General features: G+C 40.5%; 20 protein-coding genes. 16 read left to right on the forward strand and 4 right to left on the reverse strand.

The genetic code is table 11. From position 1 onward, the window contains the following. Window positions 1-66: 66 nt before the first annotated feature. Window positions 67-1,593, forward strand: a complete 1,527-nt coding sequence (locus ACQK2H_RS02880; RefSeq protein WP_425389968.1) for a hypothetical protein — start codon at window positions 67-69, stop codon at window positions 1,591-1,593. An 81-nt stretch (window positions 1,594-1,674) separates the two neighbouring features. Next, window positions 1,675-4,548: a TonB-dependent receptor domain-containing protein gene (locus tag ACQK2H_RS02885; RefSeq protein WP_425389969.1), complete on the forward strand. Its 2,874-nt coding sequence runs from the start codon at window positions 1,675-1,677 to the stop codon at window positions 4,546-4,548. 54 nt (window positions 4,549-4,602) lie between these two features. Here the strand turns inward: ACQK2H_RS02885 and ACQK2H_RS02890 are convergent, their stop codons facing one another. Next, window positions 4,603-5,178, reverse strand: a complete 576-nt coding sequence (locus ACQK2H_RS02890) for a hypothetical protein (protein ID WP_425389970.1) — start codon at window positions 5,176-5,178, stop codon at window positions 4,603-4,605. On the opposite strand from ACQK2H_RS02890, the gene ACQK2H_RS02895 reads away from it, so the two are divergent. The 3 genes from ACQK2H_RS02895 to uvrA are packed head-to-tail and all read left to right on the forward strand — an operon-like array spanning window position 5,177 to window position 9,669. Further along, window positions 5,177-6,103 carry a TIGR01777 family oxidoreductase gene (locus ACQK2H_RS02895; RefSeq protein WP_425389971.1) on the forward strand — a complete coding sequence of 309 codons (927 nt, stop codon included), beginning with the start codon at window positions 5,177-5,179 and terminating at the stop codon, window positions 6,101-6,103. The two genes, ACQK2H_RS02890 and ACQK2H_RS02895, sit on opposite strands and share 2 nt — an antisense overlap. Window positions 6,104-6,107: 4 nt before the next feature. Next, complete coding sequence (locus ACQK2H_RS02900) at window positions 6,108-6,839, forward strand: TIGR00730 family Rossman fold protein (protein WP_425389972.1); 732 nt, start codon at window positions 6,108-6,110, stop codon at window positions 6,837-6,839. A 13-nt stretch (window positions 6,840-6,852) separates the two neighbouring features. Continuing rightward, the gene (gene uvrA / locus ACQK2H_RS02905) at window positions 6,853-9,669 is read left to right on the forward strand and encodes an excinuclease ABC subunit UvrA (RefSeq protein ID WP_425389973.1); all 2,817 of its coding nucleotides are present in this window, start codon (window positions 6,853-6,855) and stop codon (window positions 9,667-9,669) included. On the opposite strand, the gene ACQK2H_RS02910 is transcribed toward uvrA, so the two are convergent. Continuing rightward, window positions 9,670-9,975, reverse strand: coding sequence for a hypothetical protein (locus ACQK2H_RS02910; RefSeq protein ID WP_425389974.1), 306 nt, complete (start codon window positions 9,973-9,975; stop codon window positions 9,670-9,672). Between the two features lie 188 nt (window positions 9,976-10,163). Here ACQK2H_RS02910 and ACQK2H_RS02915 point away from each other — a divergent pair, with 188 nt between their 5' ends. Beyond that, window positions 10,164-11,207 (forward strand): sensor histidine kinase, encoded by a 1,044-nt coding sequence (locus tag ACQK2H_RS02915; RefSeq protein ID WP_425389975.1) that lies wholly within the window; start codon window positions 10,164-10,166, stop codon window positions 11,205-11,207. Between the two features lie 30 nt (window positions 11,208-11,237). Continuing rightward, on the forward strand, window positions 11,238-11,948 hold the full coding sequence (locus ACQK2H_RS02920) for a LytR/AlgR family response regulator transcription factor (protein WP_425389976.1): 711 nt from the start codon (window positions 11,238-11,240) through the stop codon (window positions 11,946-11,948). 54 nt (window positions 11,949-12,002) lie between these two features. On the opposite strand, the gene ACQK2H_RS02925 is transcribed toward ACQK2H_RS02920, so the two are convergent. Next, window positions 12,003-12,368 (reverse strand): hypothetical protein, encoded by a 366-nt coding sequence (locus ACQK2H_RS02925; protein WP_425389977.1) that lies wholly within the window; start codon window positions 12,366-12,368, stop codon window positions 12,003-12,005. A 60-nt stretch (window positions 12,369-12,428) separates the two neighbouring features. Beyond that, window positions 12,429-13,559 carry a radical SAM family heme chaperone HemW gene (hemW, locus tag ACQK2H_RS02930; protein WP_425389978.1) on the reverse strand — a complete coding sequence of 377 codons (1,131 nt, stop codon included), beginning with the start codon at window positions 13,557-13,559 and terminating at the stop codon, window positions 12,429-12,431. 25 nt (window positions 13,560-13,584) lie between these two features. On the opposite strand from hemW, the gene ACQK2H_RS02935 reads away from it, so the two are divergent. From ACQK2H_RS02935 to ACQK2H_RS02975, 9 genes are all read left to right on the forward strand, one after another. After that, a complete protein-coding gene (locus tag ACQK2H_RS02935; protein ID WP_425389979.1) occupies window positions 13,585-15,192 on the forward strand; it encodes a hypothetical protein in 1,608 nt (535 codons plus the stop codon). Then, entirely contained in the window at window positions 15,193-16,275 is a 1,083-nt protein-coding gene (locus ACQK2H_RS02940; protein ID WP_425389980.1) for a DUF4271 domain-containing protein, read from the forward strand. 21 nt (window positions 16,276-16,296) lie between these two features. After that, a complete protein-coding gene (locus ACQK2H_RS02945; protein WP_425389981.1) occupies window positions 16,297-17,088 on the forward strand; it encodes a uroporphyrinogen-III synthase in 792 nt (263 codons plus the stop codon). Between the two features lie 42 nt (window positions 17,089-17,130). Continuing rightward, window positions 17,131-18,084: a PorP/SprF family type IX secretion system membrane protein gene (locus ACQK2H_RS02950; protein ID WP_425389982.1), complete on the forward strand. Its 954-nt coding sequence runs from the start codon at window positions 17,131-17,133 to the stop codon at window positions 18,082-18,084. A gap of 145 nt (window positions 18,085-18,229) precedes the next feature. Continuing rightward, window positions 18,230-19,264: an SUMF1/EgtB/PvdO family nonheme iron enzyme gene (locus ACQK2H_RS02955; RefSeq protein ID WP_425393120.1), complete on the forward strand. Its 1,035-nt coding sequence runs from the start codon at window positions 18,230-18,232 to the stop codon at window positions 19,262-19,264. Between the two features lie 41 nt (window positions 19,265-19,305). Next, entirely contained in the window at window positions 19,306-20,121 is an 816-nt protein-coding gene (gene gldL, locus ACQK2H_RS02960) for a gliding motility protein GldL (RefSeq protein ID WP_425389983.1), read from the forward strand. 19 nt (window positions 20,122-20,140) lie between these two features. Further along, window positions 20,141-21,772 carry a gliding motility protein GldM gene (gene gldM / locus ACQK2H_RS02965; protein ID WP_425389984.1) on the forward strand — a complete coding sequence of 544 codons (1,632 nt, stop codon included), beginning with the start codon at window positions 20,141-20,143 and terminating at the stop codon, window positions 21,770-21,772. A 19-nt stretch (window positions 21,773-21,791) separates the two neighbouring features. Next, complete coding sequence (gldN, locus tag ACQK2H_RS02970; protein ID WP_425389985.1) at window positions 21,792-22,649, forward strand: gliding motility protein GldN; 858 nt, start codon at window positions 21,792-21,794, stop codon at window positions 22,647-22,649. A gap of 40 nt (window positions 22,650-22,689) precedes the next feature. Next, complete coding sequence (locus ACQK2H_RS02975) at window positions 22,690-23,277, forward strand: FISUMP domain-containing protein (protein ID WP_425389986.1); 588 nt, start codon at window positions 22,690-22,692, stop codon at window positions 23,275-23,277. Window positions 23,278-23,283 lie beyond the last annotated feature (6 nt).

Genomic DNA, 23,283 nt, shown 5'->3' on the forward strand with positions numbered 1-23,283 from the left:
TAACATGCCAACATCAATTTTGCGGTTACAAATTGATCTATCAAAATATTTAATCGCAAAAACGAAATGAAAAAATTATTTGCAATCGCAACGCTAATCGCAGGAACCCTTATGATGGTTTCTTGTAGTGATGATGACGGAGGAACATCTGTTGATGCTCCTGAGGTAACTGCTCCAGGCGCAGCAGATGTAACAACTGGTCAGTCCATAGAGCTAAGCTTTAACTATAATGCTGTTGGAGGATTCGCTGCATCTGCAGTTGCCGCAACAGGTGGAACTGCTTCTGTAACTACAGACGGTGAGGCTGGAGCTACTTCCGGTACGATCACAGTCACTTTTGAAGCAGGTGATGAAGGTGCTGGATCAGTGGTATTGACTGTGACTGATGCTGAGGGCAATGCTGATGATGCTACTGTTGTTTTAACAATCGTAGCAGAGGATGTTACTCCGGTTATCACAGTTCGTGGAAACATTGAGACAAACACAACCTGGACTGCTGATAACATCTACCAACTTGATACCAGGGTGACAGTAGTTGATGGCGTTACGCTTACTATTGAGCCTGGAACTGTAATTAAAGGAAACGAAGGTCAGGGCGCAGCTGCAACTGCGCTTCTCGTAGCTAGAGGTGGTATGCTTATGGCAGAAGGAACCGCTGAGCTTCCTATTATTTTCACTTCAGTTAATGATCCCATTGATCCGTCTGATATTGCTGCTGGAAACTACGCAAGTACTACTTCGCCAACAACTGCTGGCGAGTGGGGTGGTGTTATCATACTAGGTAATGCGCAAATTTCTGTACAGAATGATAATGACGAAGATGTGACTGAAGTTCAGATCGAAGGTATCCCTGCTTCTGATCCTAATGGTCTTTATGGCGGAACGGACAATGCGGATAACTCTGGTGTAATTACCTACATTTCGATTAGACATGGTGGTACGAACATTGGAGCTGGTAACGAAATTAACGGTCTGACATTAGGTGGTGTTGGTTCTGGAACGACAATCAGCAATGTAGAGGTTGTTGCCAATGCTGATGATGGAATCGAATGGTTCGGAGGAAACGTTTCTGTGGATAATGTAGTGATTTGGAATTCAAATGATGATTCAATGGATACTGATCAGGATTGGGTTGGAACATGCTCTAACTTCATCATCGTAACTCCTGTAACAGGCTCTGCCTTTGAACTAGATGGTCCTGAAGGATCTCTGAACAGGGGTACGCACCAATTCACAAACGGAGTAGTATATGCTGGAGCTGAGATCGATCACATCATCGATTGGGATGGCAGCACAAATGCTGGAGTGAGTGACGTCTATTTCTTTGGTCTGACTGATGGAGCTGGAAACATTGAATCGTATGGCGGTGACGGAACTGGTGTTAATACTGGTTGGGAAACTGACCTTGCTGATGCTGGTACCTACTTCTTAGATGATGATGATGCAGATTCTGCTACGCCATCTATCGCTTTACCTAGTGGAGTTGTTACATACGGAGTAGCTGTTGGTTCGAAAACAAAAGGGCCTTCTGCGGCAGACTTTGCCTGGACTTGGGCAGGAAATTCAGGAGCACTAGCTGATCTTGGTCTATAATTTTAAGTTACATATATAATATAAAGCCCGATGCGCGATCATCGGGCTTTTGTACATTTTGATAGAGAAATTTTTACGTTTATGAGATACATTTTATTCACCCTTATATTGGCCTCAATCAACGCTTTCGGCCAAAAAGGAATCATCCGAGGAACAGTGATCGAGGATGCAAATGGTGAGCCGTTATTTGGCGTAACGGTTCAGATTAAAGGAACGACAAATGGAGCCATCACTGATTTTGATGGAAAATTTGAGATTCAGGCAACACCTGGCACGTATGACCTTCAAGCGTCATTCGTCTCATTCCAAACAGTAATAATTGCAGAACTGGGTGTTGAGGAAGGAGAAGTAACAGTTATTGATCAAATTCGACTAAAAGAAGATGTAGAATTACTGGATGAGGTAGTTGTAACTGCTGAAGTAATAAGAACCACCGAAACAGCCCTGCTTACGGTAAAAAGAAAATCGGCAAACGTACTAGATGGTATTTCTTCTGAGAGTTTCCGAAAAATCGGAGATAGCAATGCCGGAGATGCAGTAAAACGAGTGACAGGAGTATCGGTCGAAGGTGGAAAATACGTTTATGTGCGCGGGCTTGGAGACAGATATACCAAAACGACTTTAAACGGGATGGATATTCCAGGGTTGGATCCGGATCGAAACAGTATTCAGATTGATGTTTTTCCTACCAATCTGATCGACAACATGATAATAGTAAAATCTTTCACACCGGATCTTCCTGCTGATTTTACAGGAGGAATTGTAAACATTGAAACAAAAGATTTTCCGGATGAAAAAATATTGGATGTATCGCTTGGAATCGATTTCAACCCATCCATGCATTTCAATGATGATTACATTGATTACGAAGGGAGTAGCACAGACTTTCTTGGGTTTGACAATGGAGAACGAGCACTTCCATCTGGTTACGACTTAAGCAACCTACCTTCACCAGGAAGTGATCCAGATCAGGAAGTGAATGATTTCTTAACGCAATTCAGTCCGACACTTGGAGCCACTCAGGCAACCAGTTTCATGAATTATAATCTAGGGCTAACTTTTGCAAATCAGATTACCCTAAAGAATGGAAATAATCTTGGTTACCTTTTTACAGGAAATTACCGAAACGAGACCAACCTCTATGACGATGCATTTTTTGGGGAATACCAAAACTTTGCACAAGATGAAAGCGAAACCGAGTTTCAACGGGCTGCTACAATAAGTGGTACACTAGCAGAGAATAACGTATTGCTTGGAGGTCTCGGAGGTTTAGCTTACAAAACCGATAATGCGAAGTATCGATTGACATTAATGAAGCTACAGAATGGTGAAAGTAGGGCTGGTCAATTTGACTTGGTAGATGATGAAGGTGCAGTTGGTAAATCAGGATATCTTGGTCAATCTGACAACCTTGAGTACAATCAGCGTTCCATTACCAACCTGTTTTTAAATGGAGAGCATCACTTGAAAGATGACAACTGGGTAATCGACTGGAGAGCATCTTCCACATGGTCTTCTCAGGAAGACCCGGATATTAGAAAGACCGCATTTACAGAAGTCGGAACAAACGCGAATTTACGATTCAATAGGGGAGCCGCAGGAATTCCAAGCCGACTTTGGCGTGAGTTGGAGGAAATAAATGTGATGGGTAAACTAGACTTTGTCAATAATCGTGAGTTTTTCGGAAATGAAGCAAAAATCAAATTTGGATTCAGTCATGTATACAAAGAAAGGGATTACCGAATCTTAGATTTTAATGTGAATATAAGGGGAGAGCAGCCGGATTGGTCAGGAGATGCTACGGAGGTTTGGACACCAGAAAATCTTTTTCCCAATGGAATAATTTTCCTCCAGTCAGGAGTAAGTGATCCAAATCCCAACGAATACAACGCTAACATCAATAATACGGGCGCGTATGTGATGACAGAGTTTTCTCCAACAGAAAAATTGAAGGGTATTGTAGGTTTACGCGCAGAGAATTTCGTACAAAGACACACAGGACGAGATCAGTTACAAACAGAAGTCTTAGAAAACGACAAGGTGCTAGATGCCCTCGACCTCTTTCCTTCTGTCAGTATGATTTATGCGATTCGTGAAAAGCAAAACCTGAGATTTTCATACTCTCAAACAATTGCCCGTCCGTCATTTAAAGAGCTTTCATTTGCGCAAATTTTAGATCCGGTATCGAACAGAATTTTCAATGGTGGTTTGTTTGCTATTGATGATTGGGATGGCAATTTGAAAGAGACCAATATCAACAACCTTGACTTACGTTGGGAGATGTTTATGGATAGAGGTCAGACGTATTCCATTTCTGCATTTTATAAATCATTTGATGACCCAATCGAATTGGTGAGAATACCGCAAGCTCAAACCAATCCAGAGTTTCAGCCTCGAAATGTGGGAGACGGTCAGATATTGGGAGTTGAGATCGAGTTTAGAAAGGCCTTAGATTTCATTAATCCATTACTAAGTTTCAACGGAAACATTACGCTTGTGAACTCTAAGATCGAAATGTCAGAAACTGAGCTCAGAAACAGAAGAAACAACGCACGGGCAGGCGAGGTGATAAATGAAACCAGGAATATGGCTGGTCAGGCGCCATGGATCATCAATGCTGGATTAGCTTATAACAATTATGAAACCGGGCTAGATGCTGGTTTATTCTACAATGTGAAAGGTGAGACCTTAGTTGTTGTAGGTGGTGGAATCGACCCTGATGTATTCTTTCAACCATTTCATAGTTTGAATTTCAATATGAATAAACGATTTGGAAGTAAAGAACAGTGGGCAGTGAACTTCAGTGTAAGCAATATTTTAGGAGAAACACAAGAACAACTGTATAAGCGAGCATTTTCTAACGCCAACAGCGAAGGGCTCGAAGCTTCACCGGCAGTCTTTCAAAGATTTAGCCCTGGCGTTTCATTTGGAGCCGGTATAAAATATTCATTCTAACTGGGGTTATCTTTAGGTACGTACGAAGGGGATCGAAATGATCCCCTTTTTTTATTAGCTATTTTCGATCTCTTTAATCCTCCTTTTCAAAATCTCTACTTCCCCTTCTATGGTCTCAATTTGATTAAGCAATGACTGTTTCGTTTCTTCAATCACTGAATCCCGATAGGCATCACTGAGATCATCTGCTTTTTCCTGTTTCTCCTCAATACGCTCCACCAAATCTTTGATATAAAACTTCTTTTTGAAATCTAAAATCAATGAAAATGCTTGTTCTTTGAACTTTTCATTCTCCAGACCCAGAAAAAAATCAGTTCCACCCTTCACCTCTGTGGATTGTGTGAAAATTTCTAAATCGATATTACCATCGGTAGTCTCTGATGGAATGGTTACTTTATAGTATGTCTTCATGTTCAATGGAGCTCCAAACTCACGAGCATACTCCCACCAGCCCCTGCGCACCTCTTCCCATGTAAAATCGAAATTTGTTTTATACCCCTTTAAGGATTTACCTTCCAGTTTTACTTGAGCAGCATTTGCTTTTGGAACGTAACTTTTTTGTCCGAAAGTCAATAAAACCGCGAACAAAAGAAGGAATGCAAGAGTATGTTTATAAACGATTTTTTCCATGTCTTCAACAAAACTAAACGACCCTGCTAAAACCATCCTCATTACCGGAGGTACCGGCCTGCTGGGGACAGAGCTAAGCAAACTTTTAACTGCTTCTGGTTATAAGGTTATACACTTGTCACGCAACCCAACGCAAAAACATTACCAGACATTTCCTTGGGATGTAAAAAAGGGAGAAATAGATGATGAAGCGATTACATCAGCAAGTGCGATTATTCATTTGGCAGGTGCGGGTGTATCCGATAAACGATGGTCCGAATCCTGGAAGAAAGAAATTTATAACAGTCGTATAGATTCCACAAGACTACTTAAAGAAAAGGTTGCGAAGCTAAACCCACAGCTTGAACACTATATTTCTGCATCAGCTATAGGATATTACGGCTGGGATTCGGGCGAGAAATTGGTGAATGAAGATTCGGATCGGGGGGAAGGCTTTCTAGCAGATGTAGTAGTGGATTGGGAAAAAGAAGCAGACACTTTTAAAGATTTAAACATCACAGTGTCTAAGGTTCGGATTGGGATCGTACTTAGTGAGAAAGGCGGGGCACTTGTTGAAATGGCTAAACCTATTCGATTTGGAGTAGGTGCACCCCTGGGGTCTGGCAAGCAATACATGAGCTGGATTCACATCAAAGACCTTTGTGGAATATTTGCACATGTTCTTGAGAACAAACTGCAAGGAACATTTAATGGGGTTGCTCCAAACCCAAAAACCAATAAAGAATTTACTAAAGCAGTAGCGAATCAATTGAAAAAGCCACTTTGGCTGCCTAATGTTCCTAAATTTGCGCTCCGATTAATCGTAGGCGAGATGGCAGACATATTAATTGGAGGAAATCGCGTGTCTAGCAAAAAAGTAGAAGAGGCGGGATTTAATTTTCAGTTTGCTGCGTTAGACGAAGCGCTGCAAAATCTACTACAGTAAAACTATGGAAGAAAAGAAAGCAATAAGCAAAGAAGAAGAAGCACGAATATTAGAGGCGTTCAAGGAGAAGGATTGGAATGAAATCAAAAGTGCTGATTCTTGGGCCATCTTTAAAGTGATGGGTGAATTTGTGCAGGGGTTTGAAAAAATGGCTAAGATTGGACCTTGCGTTTCTATATTCGGTTCAGCCAGAACTAAGCCTGATAATGAATATTATAAGATAGCAGAAGAGATTGCAGCAAAAGTGGTGCAACATGGTTATGGAGTGATCACCGGTGGTGGGCCCGGTATCATGGAAGCAGGTAATAAGGGAGCCAACGCACAGGGAGGTAAATCAGTAGGTTTGAATATTGATCTTCCCTTCGAGCAAAACAATAACATTTATATTGATCGGGATAAAAGTCTCGATTTCGATTACTTCTTTGTTCGTAAAGTGATGTTTGTAAAATACTCGCAGGGCTTCATTGTCCTTCCGGGGGGGTTCGGCACCATGGATGAACTATTCGAAGCATTGACACTCATACAAACCAAAAAAATTGGTCGCTTTCCAATAGTGCTGGTTGGGCGTGAATACTGGACCGGACTGGTCGATTGGTTGAAGCAAACCATGTTGGAGATAGAGGGAAATATAAGCTCAACTGACCTTGAATTATTCAATGTGGTAGATACAGCTACTGAAGCAGTAGAGGTTATTGATGACTTCTACAACAAATACAACTTGAGTCCAAACTTCTAATAAGGACACAGCTTTGAAGAAACGCGAGGAAGTAATCGAAGTAATTGGAGCAAGGGAACACAACCTCAAGAATATTGATGTGACCCTTCCACGAAACAAACTGATTACCATCACAGGGATCAGTGGAAGTGGCAAATCCTCATTGGCATTCGATACCATTTATGCTGAAGGTCAGCGGAGGTATATGGAGAGCTTCAGTGCCTATGCTCGCTCTTTCATCGGTGACATGGAGCGACCGGATGTCGATAAGATTGAGGGGCTCAGTCCGGTTATTTCTATTGAGCAAAAAACAACTTCCCGTAATCCTCGCTCTACCGTAGGTACAGTAACTGAAATTTACGATTTCTTCAGGTTGCTATTTGCAAGAGCAGGCGAAGCTTATTCTTATTTATCAGGTAACAAGATGATTCGTCAGTCAGAAGATCAGATCATCGAAATGATCCTGAAAAGCTATGACGGTCAAAAACTAGTGCTCTTAGCTCCTGTAGTTAAAGGCAGAAAAGGTCATTATCGCGAACTATTTGTTCAAATACGGAAGCTGGGGTTCACTAAGGTCAGAGTGGATGGAGAGGTACAGGACCTAGTACCTAAGATGCAGGTGGATCGGTACAAAACGCACGACATTGAAATAGTAACTGATCGTATCAAAGTTTCCGAAAAGGATAAAAAGCGGATCAGGGAGTCTGTAAACACATCACTTCGTCACGGAGATGGTGTGATGATGATTCAAAAAGAAGACGGAACCATCGCCCACTTCTCAAAGAATCTAATGGATCCTGAAACAGGTCTGGCCTATGACGAGCCGGCACCCAATACCTTTTCATTCAACTCTCCTTATGGAGCTTGTCAGGAATGCAATGGACTTGGGGTTATTGAAGAAATATCCAAAGAATCGGTGATACCGGATCCATCATTAAGTATTAGTCGGGGCGGAATTGCACCTTTAGGTGAGTACCGTGATATCTGGATTTTTAAGAAAATTGATGCGATCCTCAAGAGAAATAAAGTCAATCTCTCCACGCCAATAAAAAAGATTCCTGAAGAGTTGATAGATGTATTGCTTTACGGAGATAGTGTACCTGTAGCAGTTAGTTCTGTCAAGTATCCCGGAACCGATTGGCATACGAAGTTTGAAGGAATCATCAATTTCCTGGAGAAGCAAAAAGATGGAGGTTCTGAGAAAATTCAGGCTTGGGTCAAGGAATTCACTGATACCAGAAAATGCCCATCATGCAACGGATATCGACTCAAAAAAGAAGCCCTGAATTATAAAATCGGTGACAAACACATTGGTGAATTGGCCGAAATGGACATCAATAGTCTTGGAAGCTGGATGAAAAATATTGAGGAGCAACTGGATGAGCGACAGCTGGTCATTGCCACGGAAATCTTAAAGGAGCTTCGAAAGCGAATCGGATTTTTGCTAGATGTCGGGCTGGATTATTTAAGCCTCAACCGACCATTAAAAACGCTTTCAGGTGGAGAAGCACAACGGATCAGATTAGCGACTCAGATTGGAACACAATTGGTCAATGTGCTTTACATCCTCGATGAGCCGAGTATCGGTCTGCATCAAAGAGATAATGTAAAGTTGATCCAGGCGCTAAAAGATTTACGGGATCTGGGCAATACCGTCATCGTGGTGGAACATGATAAGGATATGATGCTTGCTTCAGATGAGGTGGTGGACATTGGTCCTGGTGCAGGCAGACATGGCGGTCAGATTGTGGCCAAGGGAAGCCCTGCAGAGTTCCTAAAATTAGGTAGCTCAACTGCTGACTACCTAAATGGCAAACGTAAAATTGAAGTCCCTACTGAGCGACGTGGCACGAATGGAAAATGGCTGGAGCTCTATGGTGCGAAAGGTCATAACCTAAAAAACGTAGATCTAAAGCTTCCATTAGGCAATCTTATTTTAGTAACAGGAGTTTCAGGAAGTGGTAAATCCACGCTTATTCATGAAACACTTTACCCAATCATCCGGAAGCATTTATATAAGAGCAGGCAAGAACCGTTACCATTCAAAAAGATTGAAGGTGTAGATCACTTTGATAAAATCATCGAAGTTGACCAATCGCCAATCGGGCGAACACCACGCTCAAACCCTGCTACATATACAGGAGTTTTTTCTGAGATCAGAAGCTTGTTTGCGCAATTACCTGAGGCGAAAATACGCGGTTATAAACCGGGTCGCTTTTCTTTCAATGTAAAAGGAGGAAGATGTGAAACGTGTGGTGGAGGAGGCATGCGTCTAATTGAAATGGACTTTCTGCCGGATGTGCACGTACAATGCGAGACCTGCAAAGGCAAACGATACAATCGGGAAACGCTGGAAGTACGATTCAAAGGGAAATCCATATCAGACGTTCTGGATATGACCGTCTCTCAGGCTGTTGAATTCTTTGAAAATCAACCTCGAATTGTCCGCAAATTAAAAACACTCGACGAGGTAGGTCTAGGGTATATTTCACTGGGACAACATGCCACTACCCTGTCAGGAGGAGAAGCCCAGCGCGTGAAGTTAGCCACTGAGCTTTCCAAAAAGGATACGGGCAAAACATTCTATATACTGGATGAGCCTACCACCGGACTACACTTTCAGGACATTGAGCATTTGCTTGATGTGCTTCAAAAATTGGTGAACAAGGGGAATACTGTATTAATCATTGAACACAACATGGATGTGATTAAGGTGGCTGATCATATCATAGACCTGGGTCCGGAGGGAGGTTATGCCGGTGGGCAAATCATTGCCCAGGGCACTCCGGAGGAGATCATAAAAGTGAAGGGGAGCTACACGGCTAAATTCCTCAAAGAGGAGTTAACCTGATTAGTTCAATATCTCAGGAGCATCTTTGGTATCCCGGAAGTAGTAATAGTCACCTTGGTGGTCAAAAGCAAAATCGCTTTCTTGTAGTACAATGTGATCAATCACGCTGATCTTGTTATTAGCAACATCATTTAATGAAAGCTCTTTCACAAGCTCACCATCATAGGTATAGATTTTTACCATTTGTTGAAATACCAGGTCAGAATCAATTTGCATGTTCAATCCTTGATTGTCATGCATAGTAGCCTCAGCAGAGCCCAGTAAAACAGAAGCACTTAGCATCAGCAGTAAGAGTAGTGATTTCATAATTAGTCTTTTTATTTTGAGTTTAGTCCTGGCCTTTTTTACGTTGAATAATTCCTCAGGTTTGTTAAATCTCCTTAATTACACCAGCGGAGTAGTTAACGTTTTGTTAAAACCATTTATCAACTGATGCATTCGCCCATGAAAAGTTTCAAAGAATTATTCATACCCTTGAGTAGCTTTATCGCCGGATGACCAAACAGAAAATATATTGGCTGTGTCAGATTTTAGGGTGGGGCATTTATGGGTTCATTCAAATATTTCTTTATACCATCGCCAACCGATTTGATCCGTCACAGGCACTGGGTGTATTGTATCAGGTGGTGTACTTCATTGCAACCACTCATTTTTTGAGAGCAGTCATTTTAAAAAGAGGGTGGCTGAATTTGCGCCTTAGTTTTTTAATTCCTCGCCTTCTGATCGGAACGTTCTTGCTGAGCTGGTTAAATTATGGATACCTGCTGGTGATTGAGTCTTTCACTGGGAGTATTTCAAGACAAGACCTGATGTTTTTGACTGTTTTGATCAATACGTTGGGCTATTGGGTCATTTACTTTATTTGGACCATCTTTTATTTCACCTTTCATTATGTAGAGCGATATAACAAGTCGTTGAAAGCAGAAACAGCTGCCAGAGAAGTAGAACTCAATAATCTCAAGGCACAGCTGAACCCTCACTTCATTTTCAATGCACTCAATAGCATTCGCGCACTGGTAGATGAAAACCCTCGAAAATCCAAAGAATCCATTACTCAGCTATCTCACATCCTGAGAAATTCGCTGATTAGCGATCGAAAAAAGCTTATTCCGTTTATGGAAGAACTTAAAACAGTGATGGATTATTTGGCACTGGAATCCATTCGATATGAAGAACGATTGACTACAAAATTTGACATAGATCGGAATTCGGGAAAATACATGATTCCACCCCTCATGCTTCAGACTTTAGTAGAAAACGGGATCAAACACGGCATCTCCAATCTCAAACACGGAGGAGAAATTAGCATAAAGACGACCATTAAAAGAAAACAACTTTGTTTACAAATCCGTAATACGGGGCAGTTGTCCAATGTCCCTGATAAAGACAGTGGCTTTGGTTTAGCCAATACCCGAAAGCGACTGGAACTTATCTTTGGCGATGCAGCCAAGTTTGAAATTAAAAACGAGAACAAAAACACAGTACTTACTTCCATTACTATTCCTTCACTGGATCGATCCATGCGGGATGTGGATTAAAAGGCGTAACTTAAACCTACTGAAAAGACTATGAAAGCGATTATTGTAGATGATGAACGATTGGCACGAAAAGAACTAATGTCTCTTTTGGCAAGCCATCCTGAAATCGAGGTGGTAGATGAAGCAGCCAACCCCGATGAGGCGGTAGAGAAAATAGAAAAACATGATCCGGATGTAGTATTTCTTGATATTCAAATGCCCGGGAAAACAGGTTTTGAAATGTTGGAGGAAATGGAGAAAGTACCTCAGGTGATATTTACCACGGCATACGACGAGTTTGCACTGAAAGCCTTTGACTATAATGCACTGGACTATCTGTTGAAGCCAATCCAGCCGGAAAGACTAACTGAAAGTCTGAATAAAGTAACGATTAAGGCAGCTAAAAACCCATCAAAGGACCAAAAGCTCAGCAGCAAAGATCAGGTCTTTGTAAAAGATGGCGACAAATGCTGGTTTGTGAAACTAGAGGATGTTCGACTATTTGAATCGGATGGAAACTACATCAAAGTATATTTTGATAAGTTCAAGCCGATGATTCATAAATCATTGAATGCGCTGGACGAGCGATTGGACGATCGTCATTTTTTTAGAGCCAGTAGAAAACACATAATCAACCTTGGCTGGGTTGAATCCATTGACACCTGGTTCAATGGCGGTTTGCTGGTACAATTAAAAGGAGGGGAAAAAATCGAAGTGAGTCGAAGGCAGTCGGCGAGATTTCGAGAGATGATGAGTTTATAAAAAAAAACCAAATTGCCTTTATTATTGATGAATGAGTGAGAAAGGGAAGGCCCACTAATCCTTCACCTCTTCTAAAAACTGTTTTTCTACATGCCAGTCTTGTGAAAGTGTAAGAATAGCGGTGGTTTCCATTTCGGTCACATATCCTTTCTTATGGGTTTCTTCCCATACTTCCATGAGGTATTTGATGCGATCAGGCTCATTCATTTTAGTGAAGATCTTTGAAAGAAATTCCCTGGAGCGCTCAAAAGCTGATAGGTAGTCCTCAGCAATAAACTTATTGGCCCATTCCATCTCTTCCTGAGCTTTCATAGAATCTGCTGCTTTTTCCAGCATATCTCGCTCTTCGTCATCCAGGCCGTGGTAGTGAAAGATGAGTGATTTTAGAAGTAAAAGCGCCTTTTTAGTGGTTGTATCCATTTGAATTTCAAAAGTAGAGCTTATCGCCGATTATCCCTAGATTTTGAAGCAATGCCTTCATTATTCCGGGACAAATAATCGAAGCGCTATTTCATCCGCAACCAAAAACCCCTTTGCTTTAAGTATTAGATTTTGATCGGATATTTCAATCAGTCCCAGGCTGTTCATTTCGTTAAGAAAAGTTTGATGTTTCCTATGTATGTCCATTCCGGATTGTTGCTCTATAGCCAATAAATCAATTCCATTTCTAGTCCTCAATCCGGTTAGAATTTGCTCGTTGATTCGCTGTGCCGAAGATAGAACCTCTTCTTCCCAGTGTTCAGCATTCGCTTCGACAGCCTTCAGGTACTTGGCATTATTTCTGACATTAAAGCTACGTATGTTTGCCCCGTCAAAAGAGTGAGCACCCGGACCTACACCAAGGTATGGAGCTCCTGACCAGTAAGCATTGTTGTGCCTGGAGTGAAATCCTTCTTTACCGAAATTTGAAACCTCGTATTGAGTGAATCCATTTTCTTTCAAAAAATCAATGGCAAATAAGTACTGCTCAGCAGCTTCATCGTCCGGCACCTGAACGAGTTTTTTATCTCGCTCCCATTTACCAAATACAGTCTTATCTTCAATTGTCAGGCCGTATAGCGAGATGTGTTCAGGATCAAGTGCAACGATAGATTGTAAATCTTTGTGCCACCTTTTTCTACTATGATCCGGAATGGCATAGATTAAGTCCAGTGAAATATTGGCAAAGCCTACACTTCGGGCATTTTCATACGCGTTGATGCTTTCATTTGCAGAATGAATCCGGTTCATCCAGTTTAATTTCTCATCATCAAAAGTTTGCATCCCCAGACTCAAACGATTTATTCCCAAATCAAAAATTGCTTGCGAGTGGTCTTTTGTTAGATCCTCCGGGTTGGCTTCCAGGGTGACCTCTACATTATCGGTTATACTGAAGTGCTCGTTGATAGCCGTCAATAATTTATTTAGTTGCTCTGGGGTCAAAAGCGAAGGGGTGCCTCCACCAAAGTAGATGGTGCTTACGTCCTCTTTGACATATAACTTCCTGTCCTCAATTTCTTTGGCAATGGCATTTACCATTTCCTCTTGATTTTTGAGATTAGTGCTAAAATGGAAGTCACAATAGTGACATGCTTGCCTGCAAAATGGAATATGGATATAGATGCCAGCCATGATTTGGGCTAAATTGCAAAGACCAATGCAAAGAATCTTAATTCTCGTTGTATTTGTATACGCAAGTGCTACTCATGCACAGATCAAATCACAGGTTTACATCGACTCTAACCCTCAGGATGCGTTGGAGTTTGCTGACTCTTTGGCGCTTTCTTCCTACCTCAATCAGCTTCAATTGCAGTGGATCAATCAGGGATATTTTTTTTCAGGGGTTGATTCTATTTTAAATAATGATGGACATACGAATGTCTACCTTCATAAAGGAGAAAGATTTAAATCCTCCATGTCCGATGCTAAGGGCAGGCAGCTTCAGCAGCAATTATCCAAAGAGTTAAAAAGCTATCTAAATAATGGGTATCCATTTGCTACCATATCACTAGACTCGCTGAGGATAAGAAATGAAAAACTCTATGGAAGCGTAGTTGTAAAGCCTGGTCCTAAAATCATATACGACTCGGCCTATTTTTTTAACCCTGTCAAAACAAATCACTCCTACATCTATGAGCTTTTAGATATTGTACCGGGTGAGCCGTTCAGTGAGCGCAGTTATCAAAATATTTCCAGGAAAATTGAAAGAGCCGCTTTTCTCCAGATCAATAGACCCCCTGATTTATCCTTTCGTGCCAAGCAGGCAAAAGTATTTCTGGATATTTCAGAAAACACTTCGAATACTTTTCAGGGTGTTTTGGGTCTGCAACAGTCTGGTGCAGGAAATACATCCTTTGTTGGTAATATCAACCTGGACATTCAAAATCTGTTTAGATCGGGAAAGAAGTTGAGGTTTGCATGGGAGCGATTTTCTGAGCAATCTCAAACCTTGGATATCAACTACAAGCACCCTTTCATTTTTGGTTCCAGGATCTCTCCTTCTTTTAGGCTAAATATCCTAAAGCAGGACACCACATTCCTTACGCGCTTAGCGGGGATTGGAATAAATACGTATATCTCACCAACATTGGAACTCTTCTTTGAGTACGAGCAAACAAATGGAACATTACTGTCGACCGATATAGCTGAAATAGAAGGACTGGCAGATTTTACCAGAAATGTCTCACAGATCATGCTCATTGAAGGTAATCCTAATAAGTTGGAAGCTTACACCGCTGATTATGTTTGGAGTCTGTCCTTAGGAGGAGGAAGAAAAAAAGTTGAAAAAAATGTAAGCCTCCCTGATACGTATTATGATTCAATTCAATTGAATACAGACTTCTATCGAATAGAAAGTCATGCCTCCTATCAACTAAAGGTTTTGAAAAGGCAAACCTTTTTTCATTCCTTGCGCGCAGGTTTTTTATCTAATGATGATTTGCTTAGAAATGAACTTTATCGGTTGGGCGGTTTAAGTACATTGAGAGGGTTTAATGAAAAATCAATTTTTGCAAGTAGCTATTTATTAAGCAGGATGGAGTTCAGATCATTTTTTGAGGACAGAAGCTACGCTTTTGTGTTCTATGACCAACTTTTTTACAGAAGATCACAATTTTCAGATCAGCCATTCGGTTTAGGCCTTGGATTTAGTCTTGTTACCTCGTCCGGTCAATTTAGTTTTGCGTTTGCTGTTGGAGATTCGAAATCCCAACCAATTTCTTTTTCAACCATGAAAGCACACTTCGGATATATCGCACGTTTTTAAATGAGAGTATTCCTAAATTTTTTATTAATCTCATTTGCACTTGTAGCTTTTGCCCAGCAAGACACAATTGTAGTCACAGACTTCACCAAGGTCCTGGTGGAAACGAAACAGAATGGAGATTTATCCCCGGTGACTTCACTGGATCAGGTCAATCAGGCAGGCTTTTTTATTACAGGGCGAAACGAGGGGCACATAAGAATTTGCAATCCGGAACCATTAGCCATCTGGATAAATGGCCGGTTGTTTGAAATTATTGAAAATTGCGAATTTATTAGACTGAGCGAATGGCTGAAGAATGACAGCAATGACACACTGTATGTTTCGCTAAGTTCCAAGAATGAGCTAGTGGATTTAAAGTGTGAACTGGTGATATTTGAAGATCTCAAAATCGTTAAAGAAGACAGTGCTGACCCGAGAGAAGCCAGGAATGTTTTAAGAGAATTTGTAATTCTGGGATGGATCCTTCTAACGATTGTTCTCGGAATCTTTTTGGTTGGTTTTCCTACAAGAGTTTCTTATCTGAAAGGAAAGGCGTTTACTTTCAAAATCAGCGCCTATGAATTTGTCAATACCAGTTTTTTTAGTGGTCCAAGTTTAAACCTTGTAGCATTTTACTCGCTGGCATTATCTTTCGTGCTTTTCTATTTCAACTTCGCATTGGAGTTAAACTTGTTCGAAAAGCCAATCAGTTTGCTATTCTTTTTATGGGAGTGGATAAAATTGTCAGCGATGGTATTTGGCCTGATTTTGATTAAGTGGGTGATCATTTCAGTAATTGCCGGGCTTTTTAATTTTAAAGGATTGAAAAATTATCAATTATTCGACTTTATAAATTTTCAAACACTGCTCCTTATTCCCATCTTGATTTTTTTATTCTTGGATTTTCTATTTGGTGAAACAATAGGCGAATGGGTTTCGCCAAGTCTGATGATAGTGTTTCCCTTAGTCTTGATTCTGTTCATCATTTGGTTCACTTTAAAATTTGTTAATAATTCACCACGCAAAAAACTTATGATTATTTCCTACCTTTGTGCCACGGAAATCATCCCTGCCATTATTATGATAGGGTTATTCTATAAATAATCATATAAAGCTGAGAAGTACATGAGCGCCACTGACGATCTTTTAGTAATGAATAAAGAACGATTAAAGGAAGTGAAGAGTATATTGGTATCTCAACCTGAGCCTTCGGATCCTAATTCACCCTATCACAAATTAGCGGAAAAGTACAATTTGAAAATTGACTTCCGGCAGTTCATTGAAATCGACCCAGTCGATATAAAAGAGTTCAGAAAGCAGAAAGTAAACATCCTTGACCACACTGCTGTAATTTTTACAAGCAGAAACGCGATTGATCATTTTTTCCGGTTGGCTACAGAGAGTAAAATAGAGATACCCACAGATATGAAATATTTCTGTATCTCTGAGACAACAGCAAATTACTTACAGAAATACATTGTAATTAGAAAGCGAAAAATTTTCACCGGAGAGCGAACAGCTGCGGATTTATTAAATGTGATTAAAAAGCATAAAGATGAAAAGTTCATCTTCCCATGCTCCAATATCAGAACAGATCATATTCCTGATTTTCTTAATGAAAATGGATACACTTGGTCTGAGGCAACCATATATCGTACAGTGGCATCTGACTTGTCGGATTTAGATGATGTTACTTATGACATTATTGCCTTCTTTAGTCCTTCAGGTATAGAATCACTACTGCATAATTTCCCGGATTTCAAACAGAACAATACGAGGATTGCTGCATTTGGACCTACTACGTCAAAAGCAGTAAGGGATGCAGACTTAATACTTGATATACAAGCTCCTTTACCAAATGCACCTTCTATGACAGGAGCTCTTGAGGTCTACATAAAGGAAGCGAATAACATTTAAACAAAATAAGGGTATATAGATTGTAAGAGTTATACTTACAATATGAAAGCAAGCCTTAAGGTTTATTCATTTTTAGCCCTTTTAATTGCAGCTCATTCAGGTGTTGCACAAAATGATTATTTCTTTAATCATTACATGTTCAACCCTTCCTATTATAATGCTGCTTGGATAGGCACAGACAATCAGGCTTTCGTCGCGATGCATCACAGAACGCAGTGGGCGGGTTATGATGCATCTTTTGACCCTCAAGGAGCGCCATCATCTCAGTTATTGTCGTTTGTGGTGCCGATGGAAGGGAAGCTTTCAGGATTGGGGCTTTCATTATCCAATGATAAAACCGGGCCCCTTAATGCGGTTCAGGCACGCTTTGCAGTATCAGCAAGAAAAGAATTTAGTTTTGGTCATTTGGCTATAGGACTTTCCCCTGCCCTAAATATTGCATCGCTAAATGCTAATTATCGAACTGTAGATCAAGGGGACGATGCAATTCCGGCAGGAAGTGAGTCCCAGTTTAGGCCAAACCTACATGCAAGCCTCTTTTTCCAGTCCAAAAGGGATTACTTCATTGGTGCAGGGGTCGAAAACATATTGGAGCCATCTTTTGATTTTGGAGCTAAGGCCACAAATAAAACACTCATGAGCTACACATTAATGGGAGGAACAACCATTGGAGTAGCCCGAGAATTGACATTTAGTCCATCAGTTTTATTAAGGTCAGATTTAAATGCCTATACATTCGATGTGAGTGCACTTCTTACATATCAGGAAAAAATGTGGGGAGGCTTAGCTTTTCGACGAGCTGAATCAATTAGTGTTTTATTAGGATATTCATTTTTGGAAAATAATAAACTGCGTGCGGGTTATTCGTTTGATTATGTGGTGAAAGATCAGGATGCTAAGCAACCTACATCTCATGAAGTGTTTATTAGGTATAATCTGCCCGGTTTAATCTTCGGTGGTCGTAAGGCTGTGAAAACTCCTAGATTCACTTTTTAGTCAGAATAAAAAAAGGCTTCATCCAATTTTGAAAGCAAAACTTGTCCTAAATAGAATTATGATTATATATTTAGGTCGAATATCGTGCAATAATTCTTGCTAAAGTTTGTTTATTTTACATACTTGCATGTTCAATAAAGGTGTTATGAATAAAATGCGTGTTTTAACAATATCAAATTGTGCTATCATCTGCTGCGCCATAATTCTTTCAGGTTGTGGTCTTTTTGGCGGAGATCAGGGTGATAGAGGGGAGCTTATAGGTGCCCCCGACAGATACGGTTGGGAAATGACAAGACCATATGGTATGGTGTCAGTGCCTTCCGGAACGTTTCACATGGGTCAGGCCGATGAAGATGTGGCTGCAACTCAAATCAACTTCAACAAACAGGTCACTATTGGTGCATTCTTTATGGATGACACAGAGATCACCAATAATGAGTACCGTCAGTTTACACAGAATCTTCAGGAAAGCTCAGAAATAGATTTGCCTACAGGTTATTCTATTGCAGACTTACTGCCTGATACGACTGTATGGACTAGAGATTATACTCATCACATGGGAGATCCACTTGTAGTTTACTACTGGTCGCATCCGGCGTTTGATGATTATCCTGTGGTTGGAGTAGACTGGAATGCTGCTAAATATTTCTGTGAGTGGAGAACCAACTACTTGAACGACTATCGAAGGAGCGTTGGACTTCCTGTAATGCCTAACTTTAGGCTACCATCAGAAGCTGAATGGGAGTATGCTTCTAGAGGAGGTCGTGATATGGCTAAATATCCATGGGGGAATCCTTACATAAGAAATGCTAAAGGTTGTTTGCTTGCAAACTTCAAACCAGGAAGAGGTAACTATTTCGATGATGGATATGCGTATACATCACCTATTGGGACCTACTTTGCAAACGAGTATGGATTATATGATATGGCTGGAAACGTAGCTGAATGGTGCGAAGACGCGTATAACCCTTCAGCAATGCCACTTACATGGGATTTGAACCCAACTTATTTTGATGACAACATTCCGTTCAAAGTAATCAGAGGTGGGTCATGGAAAGACATTGCATATTATCTTGAGACAGGAACTCGCTCATATGAGCATCAGGATACCACCAGAGCATCTATTGGGTTTAGATGCGCAATGACTTATCTTGGTAGATCATCAGGATACGAATTTTAAGAAAATCAAACGAATAAATTACTAACCTAAATATTATAAAAATGAGCAAAAAAGGCGGATTTCAGGAGCTTCTCTATTCCACTATAATGCCAAAGATCTATGGAATAGGAGCTGCAGTTGTAATCGTGGGAGCGATGTTTAAAATTCTTCACATGCCAGGCGCAGCACTTATGCTGGGAGTTGGTTTGACTACTGAAGCAGTTATATTCTTTTTGAGTGCTTTCGAGCCAAAGCACGCTGAGCCGGATTGGGCAAAAGTTTATCCAGAGCTTGCAGATGACTATGACGGTCCTTCAGCAGCTCCAAGAAAAGCTGTTCCACAAGCAACAGGAGCTTCGGCACAAATGGACAAAATGTTAGCAGATGCTAAAGTAGGACCAGAGTTAATTAAAAGCTTAGGTGACGGCATGCGAAACATGGCTGAGTCGGCTAAGAAGATGTCAAATCTTAGTGATGCAGCGGTAGCTACTAATGAGTACGCAGGCAATGTAAAGTCTGCCTCTAAGTCGCTTTCAGAAATGAATAAATCCTACGCACAAGCGATGGAAGCAATGTCTGGAATGGCTGATGCAACTAAGGATACAAAAGAATATCATAGCCAGGTTCAAAATGTAACTAAGAGTTTAGGTGCATTGAATGCGGTTTATGAAATGGAATTGAAGGATGCTCAAAGCCACACTAAAGCACTTAATAAGTTCTATTCTAATATAAGTGGAGCTTTAGAAAGTATGGCAGAAGCCGGTAAAGAAACTTCACAGTTTCAAGCTGAGCTTAACAAGCTTACTTCGAACATTTCTGCTCTAAATAAAGTATACGGTAATATGCTTACTGCTATGAGAGGCAGTAACCAACAATAATCCTTAAAAAAAATTAATTATGGCAGGAGGAAAAGAAACACCACGGCAGAAAATGATCGGCATGATGTATTTGGTGCTTACTGCATTGTTAGCACTAAATGTTAGCTCTACGGTCTTAGATAAATTCGCCTTTATTAATGAAAGTCTGGAGCGAGCAAATGCTGAAACATCAGAACGTAATGCTCGAACAATTGCTGGGATGAAATCTGCTGCTAAGGATAAAGGTAACCGGCCGGATGATTTGAAAGTGGTTGCAGATGCAGAAGCTCTAAGAGCTGAAACAACAAAGCTTCTGGCAGATATGGAGGAGTATAAAGAGAAGTTTGTTGAGATAACCGGTGGCTATATGGAAGGTCACAAAGGAGATCGCAGGTTTATCAATGGGAAAACAGATTACGATAAGGTTGGTAATTACATGATGCCTGTAGAAGAAGGAGGAGATGGAAACGGTGCGGAAATGAAACAAATGCTTAACGGATACGCGGAGTTCATTCAAGAGCTTTTAAAGAAAAATGGCGCAGATGAGTCAAAGCTAAAGCAGTATCATAAAATTGCTTTAGATGCTGAGGAAGATCCAATTTACAGTAAAGATGAAAATCAAAAAGGTAAGAAATGGTCTCAATTGGCCTTTGAAAACTCGCCTACTCACGCTGGATTAGCTACAGTAAGTGAATTTCAAGCCAATGTTTTGGCTTTTGAAACTTCAGCTTTAGATTTTCTTGTAAAGCGAGTTGGATTAAAAGACATAACGTTTGATCAGATTAAGCCGGTAATTATGCCTGAATCAAAATATGTTGCAGCAGGCACTCCTTACAGAGCGGATATGTTTATCGCAGCATCTGCTTCTGGTTTGAATGATAAGCTTATAATGACCTACAATGGAGAGGAAGCTCCAGTGGTCGGTGGTGTAGGTAAAGTTGAATTTACCGCAACACCAGGCAATTATGATAAAGAGGGTAATGCTAGGAAAGAAATTATTGCCTCAATTACTGTTCCTCAAGGCGGTGGTACTGATACCACATTCACTGATACCATTGAGTATTATGTAGTGAAACCGGTAATTCAAATCCAATCTCAGTCGGTTAATGCGCTTTACTACAACTGTGGAAATGCATTGGATGTTCAGGTTCCAGCTCTTGGTACTTCATACAACCCTTCATTCTCTGCAAAAGGCGGAGATGCGATAAAGGGTTCGCAAACGGGTCAGGTAACTGTTGTTCCACGATCGCAAAAAGTCACGTTGACAGTTTCTTCTGGAGGTAACGTGATCGGTTCCAGAGAGTTTAGTGTGAGAGGAATTCCTGCGCCAGATATTAAAGTGTTTACTAGTGCAGGTGAGGTTAATCTTAAAGAGGGTATATCAGCAAGAACACCGGAATTGTTCTTAAGAGCTATTCCTGATGAGAGTTTTGCTCAATTCTTACCTAATGATGCAAAATTCAGAGTAGCCGAAGCAGAGATTACTTTGGTGAGTGGCGGATTGGGTAGAGGCTCTGTAAGATCTGGGGAAAAGGTTAGTCTGAGAGGAATGAATGGACGTAAAGGTGATCAGTTAGTAATTGAGATTAAAAAAGTTCAGAGACAAAACTTTAGAAAGCAAGTTGAAGACTTTCAGAAATTTCAGCGATTCATAAATATTTCGTTGAAATAATTGATAGAAAAAAAGTGTTATGAAAAAATTAGGTTATGTAATTGTATTTGTTCTTTCGCTATCCATAGGTTTTGCGCAAGAAGAATTGGCACCCTTGGTGAAACCAGAGGTTGATGAAACGCAAGTCATGTTCAGAAAAACCGTTTGGAGACGAATGGACATGGGGCAAAAGATAAATAAGCCTTTTTTCTCGAAAAACGGAGAGATTTCCCGTTTGTTGATTGAAGCTGTAGATGAAGGCTTACTGACACCATATAGATCTGATTCTTGTATAAACTTCATGCCCGATATCATATTTACTTCCAATACTTCAGTTGAAAGAGAGCAAAATCCATTTGTAGGAGGTGGTTTCAATTCAGGTGGTTTCGATTCATTTGATGACGATTCCAGCTCTGATGAAGCAGTAGAGGAAAGTGATGAACCTAGACAGGAGGCAATACCACCGGATTTATTCAATGTCTTGTATTTGAGAGAGGATGTGATTTTTGATAGGAATAGATCACGAATGTATAATTATATACGATCGGTGAGTTTGGCGCTACCAAGAGATGCTGGATCACTTTATAATCCTGCTGGATTTGAAAGACAAGTAGCTCACTTTAGATATGATGATGTAGTTGCTTTGTTTAGAGGGCCATATGCTGATAAAGCTAAGTACTACAATAATCAAAATCCTGGGCAACACATAAATATGAGCGATGCATTTGAGTTGCGATTGTTTAGAGCTCCAATTATTAAGATATCAAATGCTGATAACCTTGATATTAGACAGCAATATGCAGATGAAATGGCAAAGGATCCGATGAGTGTGATTGTAATTCAACAAAAGTATGAGTACGACTTGATGGAGTACGAGTCTGAGCTATGGGAATATTAATTTTGATTTATACCTAACCCTAATCGACCTGAAAATGAAGATGAAATATTTACTCTCCCTACTATTATTAACTTTTGGTTGTATCTCACTAGTTACAGCTCAAGAATTTGGTGAATTGACTGATCCTAGAGATGGGAAAACCTATAAAATCGTTACTGTTGATATAGAATTAGAAGGGGGAGTTATCGTAAATAGAACATGGATGGCAGAAAATCTTGCTTATGAGGTTCCTGATTCATTCTGTTATAAAAACGAACCTGCATATTGCGAAGCTTTTGGTAGACTTTACACTTTCCAGGCTGCAAAAGAAGCTTGCCCTGATGGATGGCATGTACCAACCATCAGTGAGTGGAATCTACTCTTTCAGACTTACGGAGGAATTCATAATGCTGGCATTGCCTTACAGAAAGGTGGTGAGAGTGGTCTTGACTTAACTTTGGGTGGCTTTGGTGATCCAGGAAGAGTTTTTAAGAATATAGGTATAAGCGGAAATTATTGGGATGCTGAAAAAAAATCAGATAATACCTCTGGATTAATTTCTGTTCAAAAGGGATCGAAAGAAGTATATCACAGTGTTATTGGTGACTGGCATAGAAACAGTTGTCGATGCATTAAAGACTATAAGTAAAGAAAA

The organism is Ekhidna sp., from assembly GCF_965228795.1.
Taxonomy (GTDB): Bacteria; Bacteroidota; Bacteroidia; order Cytophagales; family Cyclobacteriaceae; genus Ekhidna.

Coding starts and splice junctions, on each gene's coding strand:
- ACQK2H_RS02880 (WP_425389968.1), top strand. CDS start 67: ATGAAAAAATTATTTGCAATCGCAACGCTAATCGCAGGAACCCTTATG.
- ACQK2H_RS02885 (WP_425389969.1), top strand. CDS start 1,675: ATGAGATACATTTTATTCACCCTTATATTGGCCTCAATCAACGCTTTC.
- ACQK2H_RS02895 (WP_425389971.1), top strand. CDS start 5,177: ATGTCTTCAACAAAACTAAACGACCCTGCTAAAACCATCCTCATTACC.
- ACQK2H_RS02890 (WP_425389970.1), bottom strand. CDS start 5,178: ATGGAAAAAATCGTTTATAAACATACTCTTGCATTCCTTCTTTTGTTC.
- ACQK2H_RS02900 (WP_425389972.1), top strand. CDS start 6,108: ATGGAAGAAAAGAAAGCAATAAGCAAAGAAGAAGAAGCACGAATATTA.
- ACQK2H_RS02910 (WP_425389974.1), bottom strand. CDS start 9,975: ATGAAATCACTACTCTTACTGCTGATGCTAAGTGCTTCTGTTTTACTG.
- ACQK2H_RS02915 (WP_425389975.1), top strand. CDS start 10,164: ATGACCAAACAGAAAATATATTGGCTGTGTCAGATTTTAGGGTGGGGC.
- ACQK2H_RS02920 (WP_425389976.1), top strand. CDS start 11,238: ATGAAAGCGATTATTGTAGATGATGAACGATTGGCACGAAAAGAACTA.
- ACQK2H_RS02925 (WP_425389977.1), bottom strand. CDS start 12,368: ATGGATACAACCACTAAAAAGGCGCTTTTACTTCTAAAATCACTCATC.
- hemW (WP_425389978.1), bottom strand. CDS start 13,559: ATGGCTGGCATCTATATCCATATTCCATTTTGCAGGCAAGCATGTCAC.
- ACQK2H_RS02935 (WP_425389979.1), top strand. CDS start 13,585: ATGCAAAGAATCTTAATTCTCGTTGTATTTGTATACGCAAGTGCTACT.
- ACQK2H_RS02940 (WP_425389980.1), top strand. CDS start 15,193: ATGAGAGTATTCCTAAATTTTTTATTAATCTCATTTGCACTTGTAGCT.
- ACQK2H_RS02945 (WP_425389981.1), top strand. CDS start 16,297: ATGAGCGCCACTGACGATCTTTTAGTAATGAATAAAGAACGATTAAAG.
- ACQK2H_RS02950 (WP_425389982.1), top strand. CDS start 17,131: ATGAAAGCAAGCCTTAAGGTTTATTCATTTTTAGCCCTTTTAATTGCA.
- ACQK2H_RS02955 (WP_425393120.1), top strand. CDS start 18,230: ATGAATAAAATGCGTGTTTTAACAATATCAAATTGTGCTATCATCTGC.
- gldL (WP_425389983.1), top strand. CDS start 19,306: ATGAGCAAAAAAGGCGGATTTCAGGAGCTTCTCTATTCCACTATAATG.
- gldM (WP_425389984.1), top strand. CDS start 20,141: ATGGCAGGAGGAAAAGAAACACCACGGCAGAAAATGATCGGCATGATG.
- gldN (WP_425389985.1), top strand. CDS start 21,792: ATGAAAAAATTAGGTTATGTAATTGTATTTGTTCTTTCGCTATCCATA.
- ACQK2H_RS02975 (WP_425389986.1), top strand. CDS start 22,690: ATGAAATATTTACTCTCCCTACTATTATTAACTTTTGGTTGTATCTCA.